Origin of the sequence: Blochmannia endosymbiont of Colobopsis nipponica (genome assembly GCF_014857065.1) — a bacterium.
GTDB lineage: Bacteria > Pseudomonadota > Gammaproteobacteria > Enterobacterales > Enterobacteriaceae > Blochmanniella.
In genome coordinates this window covers 487,876-502,549 of sequence record NZ_CP046533.1, presented here as the reverse complement: position 1 = coordinate 502,549, position 14,674 = coordinate 487,876, and the positions used below count along the sequence as shown (strand labels likewise).

Sequence of the window (14,674 nt, the reverse complement as noted above, 5' to 3'; positions counted from 1 at the left end):
AAAAAATAGTAAATTACTTAACTTTTAAAATATCTAACTCATCCCAAATACTATCAACATAATCACAAACTTTCTTATCCATTTTAATAGGAATACCCCATTCACGTTGAGTTTCACCAGGCCATTTATTAGTAGCATCCATTCCTAATTTAGAACCTAAACCAGATATAGGAGAAGCAAAATCAAGATAATCAATAGGCATTGACTCAAGAATCATAATATCTCGAAAAGGATCTACACGAGTACTAATCGACCAAATTACATCTTTCCAATTACGAATATCAATATCATCATCACAGATAATAATAAACTTAGTATACATAAATTGACGCAAAAAAGACCAAATACCCAACATGATTTGCCTAGCATGACCTAAATAATATTTCTGAATTCTAACTAATGCAATTCTATAAGAACATCCCTCAGGAGGTAAATAAAAATCAATAATTTCAGGAAATTTATTTTGCAAAATAGGTATAAAAATTTCGTTCATTATCATTCCAATTCTAGAAGGTTCATCAGGAGGACGTCCAGTATAAGTAGAATGATAAATAGCATTGTGTCTTTGAGTAAGATGAGTAACGGTAAAAACAGGAAAAAAATCGGTGCTATTATAATAACCAGTATGATCGCCAAATGGTCCTTCTATAGAAGTTATTCCTTTTTCAATATAACCTTCTAATATAACTTCAGAACTAGCTGGAACTTCAAGATCACATGAAACGCACTTCACTACTTCAGTTTTAGAACCACGAAATAACCCAGCTAAAGCATACTCTGATAATTTATCAGGAACAGGCACAACCGCAGCTAATAAAGTAGCCGGATCTGCCCCTAAAGATACTGTCACAGGAAATCTTTTCCCAGGGCAATGCTCTAACCATTCTTTGAAATCCAAAGCCCCTCCTCGATTAGGCAACCATCTCATAATCAATTTATTTTTAGCTAAAACCTGTTGACGATAAATACCAATATTTTGTCTTGTTCTTCTTAAACCGCGAGTAATAGTCAATCCCCAAGTAATTACCGGAGATACATCTCTTGGCCAACAATGCATAATTGGAAGGCAATTTAAATCAACATTTTGACTTTGATAAATTTCTTCTTGACAAGAAGCTGTATTTAAACGTTTCACTCTCATATGAAAAATACGACGAAATTTAGGAAATTGATCAAACAAATCACGCAATCCTTGAGGTGGTTTTGGCTCCTTTAAAAAAGCTAACAATTTGCCTATATCACGTAAATCTTCAATATTCTTTTGACCCATGCCCAAAATAATCCTATTAACAGTACCAAATAAATTGCAGAGGACAGGCATGTTGTAATTTTTAGGATAATTAAATAATAACGCAGGCCCTTCATTTTCCAAAGTACGTTTTGCGATTTCTGTTATTTCTAAATAAGGATCAATTGGTAAATCGATAATTTTTAAATCTCCTGATTTTTCTAATGCAGAAATGAAATTACGCAAATTTTTATTTGAACTCATAATTATCCATACTAATTCATCAATAACTATTACTAAATAGTACACATGATCTACAACTACATAAATTTAAGGTGTATCAACAAATATTTCAAAAAAAAATAAATAAATTAATTACATAATTTTCTCCAACCAAAAATCCAACTTACTAAGCCTAAAAATAAAAAACTGAAATACAACACATTAATAGTATTGCCTTGAATATATAAAAAAATACCAATCAGTATTAAAGTAGATCCAATACCGAATAAAAACCACGACTGTCCTTGCTTGATACGATATATATTCAATTCGATTGCTACCTCATTAATTTTCTTATGCAAAATTTTATGATCCTTAACAACATCATAAATAAGTTCAGGTATTTCTGGTAACTTCTCACTCCAATAAGGAACTTTATCTTTTAAATTACGAAAAAATATTGATATGCTTGCTTGTTCTTTCATCCAATTTTCAAAAAATGGTTTAGTTGTCTTCCATAAGTCTAATTTAGGGTATAATTGACGAACCATACCTTCAATATACAGTAATGACTTCTGTAACAATACTAATTGAGGTTGAACCTCCATATCAAAACATCTAGCTGTATTTAATAAATTTAATAAAATATAACTTAATGAAATATTTTCCAAAGGCTTTTCAAACAAAGGCTCAAATACCATACGAATAGCGCTTTCAAATTCCTCAATATTAGTAGACGAAGGAGCCCATCCAGAAGCAATATGTAATTCTGCAACTTTTTTATAATCACGATTCAAAAAAGCAATAAAATTTGCAGCCAAATAATATTTATCTTTCTTATTCAAAGATCCTACAATACCACAATCAATACAGATAAATTGAGGATCTCTAGGATTATTATAACTCACAAAAATATTACCAGGATGCATATCACCATGGAAAAAACTATCACGAAATATTTGAACAAAGAAAATCTGAATACTACGCTCTGCTAATAGTTTCATATCAATCCCTTGTTTTTGTAACATCAATTTCTTATTGATAGATATTCCATAAATACGCTCCATAACCATCATATTTTTACTACAATAATCAGGATAAACTTCAGGTATATATAAAATTGCACTTTTTCTGAAATTATGACGTAATCGAATCGTATTCGACATTTCATATAACAAATTTAATTCATTAAAAATAATTTTTTCATATTCCATTACAACTTCTAAAAATCTTAAACGTTTCCCTTTAGAAAATAATTTAGGTATCCAATTAGCTAATTTATACATCAAACTTATATCTGATTTAATAACTGGTAATATATCTGGTCGAATCACTTTAATAACTACTTCTTTCCCATTTTGCTTCAATTTAGCAACATGAACTTGAGATATAGAAGCAGAAGCTAATGGATTTTCTTCAAAATTATCAAACCACATTTCCAAAGGTCGCCCCATAATGTGTTCAATATACGATCGAGCTAATACACCATCAAAAGGTTCAACTTGATCCTGTAAAATAGACAATTGATCAGAAATAATAGAAGGAAAAATATCTCTACGAGTAGAAAGCATTTGGCCAAATTTAACCCATACTGGACCAAGTTCTTGAAAAGCTAAACGCAAACGTTCACCAAACAATAGGTTAGGATATTTATTTGGTACCCAAAAAAATAATTTATAAAATATACGAAACGGCAAAATTAATTTATTCTTTGGGATATATTCTATTAAACCATAATTAAATATTACACGCATTATACAATACAAACGGTAACATTTATTAAAAACCATTAGATACCCCTTAATTTTATTTGTAATTAAACATGTTATTTAAATAATTTATTTACATGAACTTAAATAAAATACAATATTAAATTTAAAACAGATCAGCATCTTATATTACAACGTAATATGAACTTTAAAAATATCAAAATTCTACTTATGAAAATTATGAAAATTTAATATACAAAATTAATGGTTCATAAATTTACTCATGATATAATGTGATTGCCTATAGCATAAACCTAGGTTTTATAAGTTATTCAATAAAATAAAGGCCCACTTTCTATAACAGGCATGCTAGCTCAGCAACATATAAAAATTTTGTCATTTACGTTGAAAATAAGCAGAACATTATCTATTAATTAAATTTATATCCACGATGTAAAGCAACTATACCCCCAGTCATATTCAAATACTCAACTTTACAAAAACCAGTATTCAACATCATATTTCTTATAATATCTTGACTAGGATGCATACGTATTGATTCAACAAGATAACGATAACTATCTGCATCATTTACGATTAATTTACCAAGTTTTGGTAAAAAATAAAAAGAATAAATATCATAAAGTGTATTTAAAAAACCAGATGATGGTTGGGAAAATTCTAAAAGCAAAAATCTACCACCATATTTTAATACTCTATAAATTGAACGCAACGCTCGTTCTTTTTCAGTAACATTACGAAAACCAAAAGACATAGAAACACAATCAAATTTCTCATTTAAAAAAGGTAATGCTTCAACATTTGCTTGAACATAAAATATATTTCTAATTAATCCTAAATTACGTAATTTTTTGCGACCTTCCTTTAGCATAACATCGTTAATATCAGCCAACACAACCACACCTTGATCACCTACTAAACCAGCGAAGTAAACAGTCAAATCACCAGTACCTCCAGCAATATCTAAAACATGATGTCCATAACTAACCTCACTATATTTAATTAATCTTCGTTTCCAAGTACGGTGAATACCAAAAGACATTAAATCATTCATTAAATCATACTTCGTTGCCACAGAACTAAAAATATTAAAAACCATCAGGGTCTTTTCGTTTTTCTTTACAAAACGAAAACCAAAATCTGTAATATCATTATTATATTTATTTGACATATTAAAACTAAGCAATTTAATTAAAACAAAAAGATCATTTCAACAAATAGTTAAAGACAACATGTCAATTAAGTAAAATTCTTCTTTCATTTTACAAGATAACTAACAATCTATTTAATATTCTCTTGAACACTTTTCTTCTCAAGAAGATCTTTATTACAAGAATTACCTGTTGTTAAAATAACACTCTCTAAATTATCAGTAATAATAGGATTTTTAACTTCTACACCTAAACAACGAAATCCCTCAACTTGACTAATAATATTAGCAGTTCCCTCAAACAATTTTTTCTTAGCTAATTGATAATTAGCTTGCAATTTATCAATACTTAAACCAATTTTATTAAAATCATCAACAAACAAACGTATTTTATCATATAAACGTGATGCTTTTTTTGCTATCTTTTGCGCGTTACGATTTTGATATTCATAACGCCATATATTATTAATAATTCGTAATGCCACTAATAACGTACTTGGACCAACTAATATAATGTTACGAGATAATGCCTCATTAATCAATTCTGGACATGCATCTATCGCAATCACAAGAGCAGTTTCTATTGGAACAAACAATAAAACAAAATCAAGACTTCGTAAACCTATTAATTGTTCATAATTTTTTTTACCTAATAATTTAATATGGGATTTCAAAGAATTAATATGTGCTTCAAGAGCTGACTGGCGATCCATTTCATCTATGCCATTAAAATATCGTTCATAAGCCACTAAAGACATCTTTGAATCAATAATAACATCCTTATCTTTAGGTAAATGTACTACCACATCAGGCTGTGACTTACGACCATCATCTTGTTTAAATTGTGCTTGAGTATGAAATTCATATCCCTCTCGCATACCGGATGATTCAAGAACCTTATGTAAAATCATTTCCCCCCAACTTCCTTGTATCTTATTATTACCTTTTAAAGCTTTAGTTAAATTAATTGTTTCCTGAAACATTTTTACACTTAAATTTTGTAAATTATGTACTTCATGCGATAAAGTATGCCTTTCACGCTCTTCTTTATAAAAACTTTCTTGTATTAATTGACGAAAATTATCTATTTGTTCACGAAGAGGAATTAACAATTTTTCAAGACTCAATTTATTCTGCTTATCCATGCTAGAATTATTGCGTTCAACGATACGATTAGCTAAATTTTCAAATTGTGTTGTAAAACTTTCTTTATCATTCACTAATAACCTTTCTCTTTCTTCAATTACTGACTTAATATCTTCCAAACGTGCAAGTGCTATCTTAAGTTCAGCTTCTTGACAATTATTGATATTAAGTTGAACTTTTAACTCATTATTAAGATTATCATATTCCTGCCGTAAACAAGCTAAAGAAGCTACACGCTCTTCAGCAATAAATAACTTTTTTTGAAAATCAGATAACAAATGGTCTTTTTGTTTATACTGTAGCTCCATTTGATGACATAAATTTAATTCAGCCTCTAAATCCCGCAATGTTGCTTTTAAAACTTGCTCATGATTAACATACTGATTTTCTTTCTTTAAAAAACGTTTTTGTTGTACAAAGGTAGCTATTAACCAACCAATTAGATAACCAAAAATCACAGAAATAAAAATACAACAAAAACAAAAAATCCAAATTTTATAATGAACCTCCACATTGAACCTCCTTTAATACCTAAAGGTCTTCAAAATATCATAAAGATTTTTACAAATATTAACAAATACAACTGTAGTAATTAGATATTCAAACCGTAACATAATTATACTAAAATGGAAAATTCTAAATTAAGAAATCACAAATAATGAGTTATGGTATATCATCTTTCCCTCATTTCAATCAACAAAAACTGCTTGTTAGCAAAATCTGAGCAGCTTTTATAACAACATTTGCAGTACTTTTTTCGATCTTTCTTATTGTTTTATTATTTGGAATTTCATTTTTCAAGCGATTAACAATAACTCCTGTAATCACACCTGCTTTCAATCCTTGAACAGCACACATAGTCAACAAAGTGGCTGATTCCATTTCATAACTCATGACGCCCATATTTTGCCATTCTTGCATTGAACCACGTAGTTTAGTTATTACATAACCAGTATATGTATTGTAACGTTCTTGACCTGGATAAAACGTATCTGAAGATACAGAAAAACCCAAATGAAATCTTACACCCACATGTTTAGCAGCCTTCACTAAAGATGTTGTACAATCAAAATTTGATACTGCAGGAAACTCTAAAGGAGCAAAATGTTGACTAGCACCATCAAGTCTTACAGCGGCATTTATTATTAAAAGATCACCTACATTAATATATTCTTGAATAGCCCCTGTAGTACCCACTCGTAAAAAAATACGAATACCTAATTGAGCTAATTCTTCTACCACAATAGAAGTGGACGGACCACCAATTCCTGTAGAACATACAATTATTATGTTTTCATTTATTTCTGCACGCCATACTACAAACTCACGACGAGTAGACAAATGTGATGGGTTAGACATCATACTTGCTATTTTACTAACTCTTTGAGGGTTTCCAGGTATAATTGCTAAAATAGCACTTTTAATATCTAAAGAATTTAAACCAAGATGAAATGCACTAGTTACCGACATTAAACACCTCTTTAAATAAAATATATTTCGTTATTAAAATGTGAACTAAAAGTAGCTATATTTTCACAATTTAATTAATAAATGAATAAAAGATATACACCACTTGACCGCAATACTATATGGACAAATAATAAAACAGCGCTCCTCATAATTGAAAAATTTTTGTAAATAACATTGCGAATCCCATGTATCCAAAACTAGTTATTAATTGCACATAAAATGAAAATAGTTACGATTTTGATTATATTTTAAATATTTTTACGCATCTTTTTTACAGCTTGTACCATATTTGTTAAAGAATGAATGACTTCTCTCCAAGATCTAGTTTTTAATCCACAATCAGGGTTAACCCACAAACGTTCAATAGAAATATACTTAAATATTTTATATAAACGCTTAGTAAAATATTCTACACTCGGTATAACAGATGAATGGACATCATATATACCTGGACCAATTGAGTTAAAATTCTTTATTTCTTTAAAACATTCTAATATATCTAGGTTAGATCTGGAAGCTTCAATCGTGATTACGTCAGCATCTAATTCGACAATAATATCAATAATATCACTGAATTCGGAATAACACATATGAGTGTGTATTTGAGTAGAATCTTTAGCTAAAGAAGAACAAACTTTAAAAGATTCAACAGCCCATTTCAAGTATTTTGACCAAGCCGAGATTTTTAACGGTAAACTTTCACGAAATGCTGGCTCATCAATTTGGATAATGTTGATTCCAGCATTCTCTAAATCCATTACTTCATCTTGTATAGCAGAAGCTATTTGCAAAGAAATAATTTTAGGATTTATATCTTCACGACAAAAAGACCAAGACATTATAGTGATGGGACCAGTTAACATTCCCTTAACAGGTTTATTAGTAAGTGATTGTGCGTAATTTATCCATTTTACAGTAATTTCTTTATTGTCTCGACGACTCACATCTCCAATAATAATAGGAGGTTTAACGCAACGAGATCCATAACTTTGAATCCATCCATTCTGAGTAAAAATAAAACCATTCAAATGCTCACTAAAATATTCTACCATATCATTACGTTCAATTTCACCATGAACTAAAACATCTAATCCTATATTTTCTTGCTCTAGAATAATTTTTTTAATATATTTTCGAATGTTAACGCAATACAAATAATAATCTAAACGTCCAGATTTAAAATCTAAACGCATTTTTCTAATTTCTTCTGTTTGAGGAAATGAGCCTATAGTAGTAATAGGTAAAATAGGTAACTTAAAATATTCCTTTTGTACAATTTTACGAATTTCATAAGGATGTTTACGATGATGTTTTGTAGAAATAATATTTTCTAAGCGAACTTCTACCAATTCATCACGTATTATACTCGGATTCAATCGCGGACATTTGTGTATAGAATATTGTTGGAGGGCATGTTGATATTGAGTATCATTAATCTCATTCAAAGCGGTACGTAGCATAACCAACTCTTTACACTTTTGTATTGCAAAAGCAAGTTGATTTTTTATTTCCTTATTTAATTTTACTTCATTGGATAAATCAATTGGACTATGTAACAAAGAACAAGATGATCCCACCCAAATTTCACGATTAGATGTCAATAAAGATAATTGCTTGAAACAGCTATATAAATCGGAACACCAAATATTACGACCATTAATAACTCCTGCAGACAATAACCAATTTGAAGGCAATTTTTTATGAATGACACTCAAATCATTATCTTTTATTGTGCAATCTACATGTATACCTTGTACTGGTATTTCTCGAATAACGTCTATTTGATGACTGATAGAATCAAAATATGTGGTCAATAACAATTGAATATTATCTTTAAACTGAAAATATGCATGGTAAAATATTTCTTTCCATTCATTAGGTAATTCTAAGACAAGAATCGGTTCGTCAATTTGAACCCAAGATATACCTTTTTTAGCTAGTTTTTCCAAAATTTCTTTATATACAAGTAACAGAGAATCTAACAACAACAACTTATTAAATTTATTACCTTTTGTCTTACCCAACCAGAGATAAGTAAGTGGACCAAGTAATACTGGTTTAACATTATAACCCAATGATAAAGCTTCATCTACTTCATCTAATAATTGAATCCACTTTAATTCAAATTTTTGTCCAAAAACAAACTCCGGTACTATATAATGGTAGTTGGTATTAAACCATTTAATCATATCAGATGCAGCTATTGATTCTTTGTAATTATTATAACCGCCCCGAGCAACAAAAAATAGCAAATCAATATCAACGTTATCATTTCCGGCATAATTACGATGCCGATCAGGAATATTGTTAACCATAAAGCTATTGGTCAATACATGATCATACCAAGCAAAATCACCAACTGGAATTAAGTCGATTCCAATATCTTTTTGTTGCTGCCAATGACGCATTCTCAATTGACGACCAATTTTTAACAAATCATTTTTATTACATTGTCCATTCCAATAATTTTCTAATGATTTTTTTAATTCTCGATGCAATCCTATACGTGGAAATCCTAATATGTGACTTAAAACTGTCATTATTTTCTCCAAAATTATGCAAAAATTTCTATTAACATATTATAAACCCTTGTACTTATAGTCCGCAAAAGGATGAAAACAATTTATTCTTTTCACACTCAATCATTCATAGCAAATATAAATCTTGCATGCAGATAATAAGCACATTGCTAAATCCTTTAGCGCGAACAAAATCAATTTATATTAATTGAGTATCTAATTATTTTAACCTTAAAATTAGTTTTTTGAGCATTTACAGTTAAAGAACGACATTAAAATTTACTTCGTTTTACTTTTAAAATAAGTAATTAATTCACTTGAAATGACAGATTATAAATTATTAACCTACCTTATATTCGTAACTAATAGAAATTTTAAATAAATCAAAATTAATTTCATTTATTTAGCTTCAATTGTAAAACGCATTTTTTTCATAGCATTTTTTTCCAGTTGACGTACCCTTTCAGCAGATATACCAAATTTGTCAGCTAGTTGCTGTAAGGTACTTTTATTATCTATATTTAACCAACGGGAGTAAATGATACATTTACTACGTTCATCTAAACTATCTAATGCGCAATGAAGCTTTGTAGTAACATGATTATTCCAGGTATCATCTTCATTTAGAAATGAATCAATAGCTTTGTCTTGTAAATATAACATGGGATATATGCCAAACCCTTCTTTGTACTCATCATCCACTGGTTGTTCAAAAGTCATATCTTTAGCTGTCATTCTGGACTCCATTTCCCGTACATCTCTGCTAGTAACTTTGAGTTCTTTTGCAACCATTTCTGCCTCTATTTGACTAAACCAACCTAATCTTTGTTTAGTCTTGCGCAAGTTAAAAAATAACTTGCGTTGCGCTTTAGTAGTAGCAACTTTAACAATACGCCAATTTCGCAAAACGTACTCATGAATTTCAGCTTTTATCCAATGTACAGCAAACGAAACTAATCGTACATCTAATTCAGGATTAAAACGACGCACCGCCTTCATTAAACCAATATTACCTTCTTGTACTAAATCGGCTTGAGGTAATCCATATCCTGAATAATTGCGTGCAATGTGGACTACAAATCTTAAATGCGATAAAATGAGTTGTTTAGCGGCCAATAAATCACCATTGTAATATAATCTTTCGGCTAATTCACGCTCCTCTTCCAACGTCAAAATAGGATAGGTATTTATTACTCTGATGTAAGCATCTAAATTACCTTGAGAGACTAAAGTTAAATTGTGCATATCTTTAGTAATCATTTCAAATATCTTCACTTAATGAGTTTTGTACGTCTGGTAATTTTACCGCCTTCATTATACATCGTTGCTTACAGTTTCCGATACACAGATATGATTGAATAATTCCAATTAGACTGAACAGAACTAACAAGTAAGTTAATGCATTCATAAGAACTAAAAGCGAAATGCTATCACGTTTAAACTATAAATACAACATCAGAACCATAATGGAACTCAAATTGAAAATTTATTGTTATGCATAAGCATGTGTAATTAGTATTCTCGTTGTCTACTATCTCCAAATTTCAGCTGAGGATGGATAGGGAAAATAGCTTCGATGAAATTTAACGCTTCAAAAATGTGTAGATCTTCAATAGCTTCTCCAATGCCAATATAACGAATAGGAATTTTAAATTTATTTGCAATACTAAAAATTGTTCCGCCTTTAGCTGTACCATCTAATTTAGTCATAATAATTCCGGTGACTCCAATTGATTCATTAAATGCTTTAATCTGATTAATGGAATTTTGACCGGTGCTAGCGTCGATAACTAACATGATTTCATGAGGAATGTTAATATTTATTTTTTTCATTGTTTTGATGATTTTTTTTAACTCATCCATTAAATGAAATTTATTTTGTAGTCTACCTGCAGTGTCTACAATTAATATATCCATTTTTTTAGATTTAGCTGATTGAATAGAATCGAAAATCACGGCTGCTGCATCAGCTCCTGCATGTTGTGAAATAACTGGAATTTTATTATAAGATCCCCAAGCTTGTAGCTGTTCTATAGCTGCAGCACGAAACGTATCACCAGCTGCTAACATAACTTTCTTACCTTCCAATTTGTACCTATGTGCTAATTTTCCGATAGTAGTGGTTTTTCCAACACCATTCACCCCTACTATCAAAATGACAAATGGGATTTTGTTTTTTGAAAACAACAACGGTTGGTCAAGATTGACTAACATTAATAACATTTCTTGACGTAATTGCTTGTAAAAAAACTCCGTATTGTTTTTACTTGACGATGGTATCTTTTTTTTTACATTATCCATAACAATTTGTGTGGTTGCAATACCTACATCTGCTAAAATAAGTTGTTCCTCTATATATTCCAGCAAATTTTGATCTATTTTTTTAAAATTAAGCAGAGAAATTATTGAATTTCCTAGCTTACGACGAGTTTTTACTAGACCACTTTTTAGTTTATCTAATAAACTTGCAGATCTTAAATGCGACAAGTTTCTGCAAGGAAAGAGCGATTGATAAACATTGATTTGCATGTTATATACATCCTTAAATTTAAAGATTTTAATTGACTTTGTGTGTGTAATTCGACGTCTTGTATCTTGAGCTTTACAGTAAAGAATCAAACGCAAGGTAACGCTATTATATCACATAAGTTCGGAAGAAATGAATCAAAAAAATAAATATTTCAAAAATATTCGTATTGTAGGTGGTAAATGGCGGCAGCGCAAACTATCCGTGTCTTATTACCCATGTCTACGACCCACTACTAACAAAGCTAAAGAGACATTGTTTAATTGGTTATTTTCAATTGTGCCTGGAGCTCATTGTTTGGATTGTTTTGCTGGGACTGGTTCTTTAGGTATAGAAGCTCTTTCACGTCATGCTGCTAAAGTTACTTTTGTGGAAAAAAACAAAAACGTCAGTTTTGACTTAATTAAAAACATTAAAAATTTAGACCCAGTTAAAACAGTAGTAATTAACATGAATTTATACACATGGTTAGAAAGGTCACATGAGGCATATAACATTGTTTTCATAGATCCGCCTTTTCGAAGAGGTATGGTACAGATCACTATTCAATTATTGGAAAAATATAATTTGCTTGTAGATAAAGCATACGTCTACGTTGAGACTGAAAAAAAAGATGTGTCATATTCGGTGCCTAATAATTGGATATTACATAGGAAAAAAAAAATAGGCAATGTTCTCCATCAACTTTTTATATCAATGAAGTAAAATTACTGAAAATCTTTCGGCCATCATAATTGGCATTCTAGAAATGTAATATTAAAGATCGTTTTTCCTTTTTTTTGTTTTTTATTTCCTTAGCATAAAAAAATATGGTAGATGTAATGTAGTGTTCATTAATAAAGTGTGCTCCATAAACCGACAAAATGCAGGTATCTCATATTTTGTGGACGGATCATCTGTTACTACCAATATTATCTGATGTGTTCTTATCAAATTAATTTCTTTACGTATTAATTGGATGGGTTCAGGACAAATAAAACCTTTAATGTCGAGAATTTTATCAATTTGATCATAAACATAAATTCGTTTACACATAGTTAAAAAAAAAGAAGTAATTGAGCAATAAGCTTTGAACAAAATCGCTGTTAGATTTGTATTATTAGTGTGTGAATAGTTCTCCAGCGAGCATAGCTCCTTGATTTAATCATCGTTAATTGAGTAGCACATGTAAAACATTATTCATCATATTTAAAAAACTCTAGTCCGTATGTAGAATTTTTAACTGCCTTGAAATTGAATTTGACTTAATCTGACTACCAGAGTTATCATATTTAAATTTTTTGGATTACGGCAACGTTCTAAATGAGCAATAAGTTCCAAGTTGTCTTTACTAAAATTAATATAAAATTTACCGAATGTCAAATTTTTGAGTATAGTGATTTTATACTCTTTTGATCGAAAGATCTTTTCCAAAATTTTTTGTAATGGTAAATTTTTATTTGTGCTTTGAGTTGTTTTAAACGTTCACTCTAAACGTTATTTATGCAGAAATACACACGGAATTAACATTTCATGTGGAATCATTTTGATAGTTATAGCGCAAATTTTATTACATTAAACACAGTGGATGTAATAATTAAGCCAATTGTTAAATAGTAAATATCCATGACTACGCCAGGTAGACTCAGGCATTGAGTTGGGATTATCTTTTGGAAAATAATTTACTGGTAATGTAGGATTTAAGCCGTTTAGCCGATCTCGATAATATTCAGAAGCTAAAGTTGTAGCATCATATTCAGGATGACCGGTAACACATACAATGCGTTTATCTTGACTTGCTAGTAAATAAGCTCCTATGTCTTCATTTTCAGCTTCTACTAAAATCTTTAAATCAGTATTGTTTCGAATTATTTTTGAGGGGAAATCAGCGTGTCTTGAATGTATTGCTAAAAACGTTCCGTCAAAACCTCTAGTTAGTGATGCATGGGGGTGTATTGTATAATGTCTGTAAACTCCTGCTAACCTATTCCTTCTAGTTATCTGTGGAACACCATATAGTATGTTTAATGCAGCTTGTACTGCCCAACAAATAAATAGTGTGGAAGTAACGTGTTTCATTGCCCATTTTATGATTTCTTTCATTTGTTTCCAGAATACCACGTCACAGAATCTTATGAGACCTAAGGGAGCGCCAGTAACAACCAACCCATCATAATTTTTACTCTGTATGTCTATGAAATTACAGTAGAAATTATTTAAGTGTTCCATAGAAGTATTTTTAGATCTTCGTTGATCTACACGCAACAATTGAATGTCAATTTGTAATGGAGAGTTTGACAACAAACGCAGTAATTGATTTTCTGTTTCGACTTTTTTTGGCATGAGATTAAGAATAAGTATTTTCAGTGTTTTAGTTATTTGGATTTTTACGCAAGATTTTGTCACCATGAAGATGTTTTCTTTACGTAAGAAATCTATTGCAGGCAATCCGTCTAATACTTTTACTGGCATAATAATAAATACCCCATCCTACATACCGTTTTATTTTTGATCTTTGTGAGTTTTTTAAAGATTCTGAGTGTCTGTTGTCACAGCTACACCATTAGCACATGGCTTGTCAGTAGTCAATGGTATCGTTACACATGAGAATAATGTTAGGCTACATTAACTGATGCGTGGTTCAGCTTTAGCGCGCAGCATTTACAGGTTAAGACCATAGACATTAGTCGACTACGGTTTTCA

11 protein-coding genes are annotated in these 14,674 nt (G+C 30.2%); 1 reads left to right on the top strand and 10 read right to left on the bottom strand.

Going from position 1 to position 14,674, the window contains the following annotated elements:
* Nucleotides 1-13 precede the first annotated feature (13 nt).
* The 8 genes from ubiD to ftsY form a co-directional block, all read right to left on the bottom strand.
* The gene (gene ubiD / locus GN160_RS02280; RefSeq protein WP_192380881.1) at nucleotides 14-1,492 is read right to left on the bottom strand and encodes a 4-hydroxy-3-polyprenylbenzoate decarboxylase; all 1,479 of its coding nucleotides are present in this window, start codon (nucleotides 1,490-1,492) and stop codon (nucleotides 14-16) included.
* A 107-nt stretch (nucleotides 1,493-1,599) separates the two neighbouring features.
* Nucleotides 1,600-3,240: a ubiquinone biosynthesis regulatory protein kinase UbiB gene (gene ubiB / locus GN160_RS02275; protein WP_192380058.1), complete on the bottom strand. Its 1,641-nt coding sequence runs from the start codon at nucleotides 3,238-3,240 to the stop codon at nucleotides 1,600-1,602.
* 349 nt (nucleotides 3,241-3,589) lie between these two features.
* Nucleotides 3,590-4,351, bottom strand: coding sequence for a class I SAM-dependent methyltransferase (locus GN160_RS02270; protein WP_192380056.1), 762 nt, complete (start codon nucleotides 4,349-4,351; stop codon nucleotides 3,590-3,592).
* 110 nt (nucleotides 4,352-4,461) lie between these two features.
* Nucleotides 4,462-5,988, bottom strand: coding sequence for a DNA recombination protein RmuC (rmuC, locus tag GN160_RS02265; RefSeq protein ID WP_192380054.1), 1,527 nt, complete (start codon nucleotides 5,986-5,988; stop codon nucleotides 4,462-4,464).
* A 181-nt stretch (nucleotides 5,989-6,169) separates the two neighbouring features.
* Nucleotides 6,170-6,946, bottom strand: a complete 777-nt coding sequence (gene udp / locus GN160_RS02260) for a uridine phosphorylase (RefSeq protein WP_192380053.1) — start codon at nucleotides 6,944-6,946, stop codon at nucleotides 6,170-6,172.
* Nucleotides 6,947-7,194: 248 nt separating this feature from the next.
* Nucleotides 7,195-9,486 (bottom strand): 5-methyltetrahydropteroyltriglutamate--homocysteine S-methyltransferase, encoded by a 2,292-nt coding sequence (metE, locus tag GN160_RS02255; RefSeq protein ID WP_192380051.1) that lies wholly within the window; start codon nucleotides 9,484-9,486, stop codon nucleotides 7,195-7,197.
* A 378-nt stretch (nucleotides 9,487-9,864) separates the two neighbouring features.
* On the bottom strand, nucleotides 9,865-10,722 hold the full coding sequence (gene rpoH, locus GN160_RS02250; RefSeq protein ID WP_192380880.1) for an RNA polymerase sigma factor RpoH: 858 nt from the start codon (nucleotides 10,720-10,722) through the stop codon (nucleotides 9,865-9,867).
* A gap of 255 nt (nucleotides 10,723-10,977) precedes the next feature.
* Nucleotides 10,978-11,994: a signal recognition particle-docking protein FtsY gene (ftsY, locus tag GN160_RS02245; RefSeq protein WP_192380049.1), complete on the bottom strand. Its 1,017-nt coding sequence runs from the start codon at nucleotides 11,992-11,994 to the stop codon at nucleotides 10,978-10,980.
* Nucleotides 11,995-12,124: 130 nt separating this feature from the next.
* Between ftsY and rsmD the strand changes: the two genes are divergently transcribed.
* Nucleotides 12,125-12,697, top strand: coding sequence for a 16S rRNA (guanine(966)-N(2))-methyltransferase RsmD (rsmD, locus tag GN160_RS02240; protein ID WP_192380047.1), 573 nt, complete (start codon nucleotides 12,125-12,127; stop codon nucleotides 12,695-12,697).
* A gap of 81 nt (nucleotides 12,698-12,778) precedes the next feature.
* On the opposite strand, the gene tusA is transcribed toward rsmD, so the two are convergent.
* Nucleotides 12,779-13,027, bottom strand: a complete 249-nt coding sequence (gene tusA / locus GN160_RS02235) for a sulfurtransferase TusA (RefSeq protein ID WP_192380045.1) — start codon at nucleotides 13,025-13,027, stop codon at nucleotides 12,779-12,781.
* A 519-nt stretch (nucleotides 13,028-13,546) separates the two neighbouring features.
* Complete coding sequence (locus tag GN160_RS02230; RefSeq protein WP_192380043.1) at nucleotides 13,547-14,443, bottom strand: homoserine O-succinyltransferase; 897 nt, start codon at nucleotides 14,441-14,443, stop codon at nucleotides 13,547-13,549.
* Between the last annotated feature and the right edge of the window lie 231 nt (nucleotides 14,444-14,674).

Excerpts from the sequence above, each read along its gene's own strand:
- ubiD (WP_192380881.1), bottom strand. The coding sequence starts at position 1,492 with ATGAGTTCAAATAAAAATTTGCGTAATTTCATTTCTGCATTAGAAAAA.
- ubiB (WP_192380058.1), bottom strand. The coding sequence starts at position 3,240 with ATGGTTTTTAATAAATGTTACCGTTTGTATTGTATAATGCGTGTAATA.
- GN160_RS02270 (WP_192380056.1), bottom strand. The coding sequence starts at position 4,351 with ATGTCAAATAAATATAATAATGATATTACAGATTTTGGTTTTCGTTTT.
- udp (WP_192380053.1), bottom strand. The coding sequence starts at position 6,946 with ATGTCGGTAACTAGTGCATTTCATCTTGGTTTAAATTCTTTAGATATT.
- metE (WP_192380051.1), bottom strand. The coding sequence starts at position 9,486 with ATGACAGTTTTAAGTCACATATTAGGATTTCCACGTATAGGATTGCAT.
- ftsY (WP_192380049.1), bottom strand. The coding sequence starts at position 11,994 with ATGCAAATCAATGTTTATCAATCGCTCTTTCCTTGCAGAAACTTGTCG.
- rsmD (WP_192380047.1), top strand. The coding sequence starts at position 12,125 with ATGAATCAAAAAAATAAATATTTCAAAAATATTCGTATTGTAGGTGGT.
- tusA (WP_192380045.1), bottom strand. The coding sequence starts at position 13,027 with ATGTGTAAACGAATTTATGTTTATGATCAAATTGATAAAATTCTCGAC.
- GN160_RS02230 (WP_192380043.1), bottom strand. The coding sequence starts at position 14,443 with ATGCCAGTAAAAGTATTAGACGGATTGCCTGCAATAGATTTCTTACGT.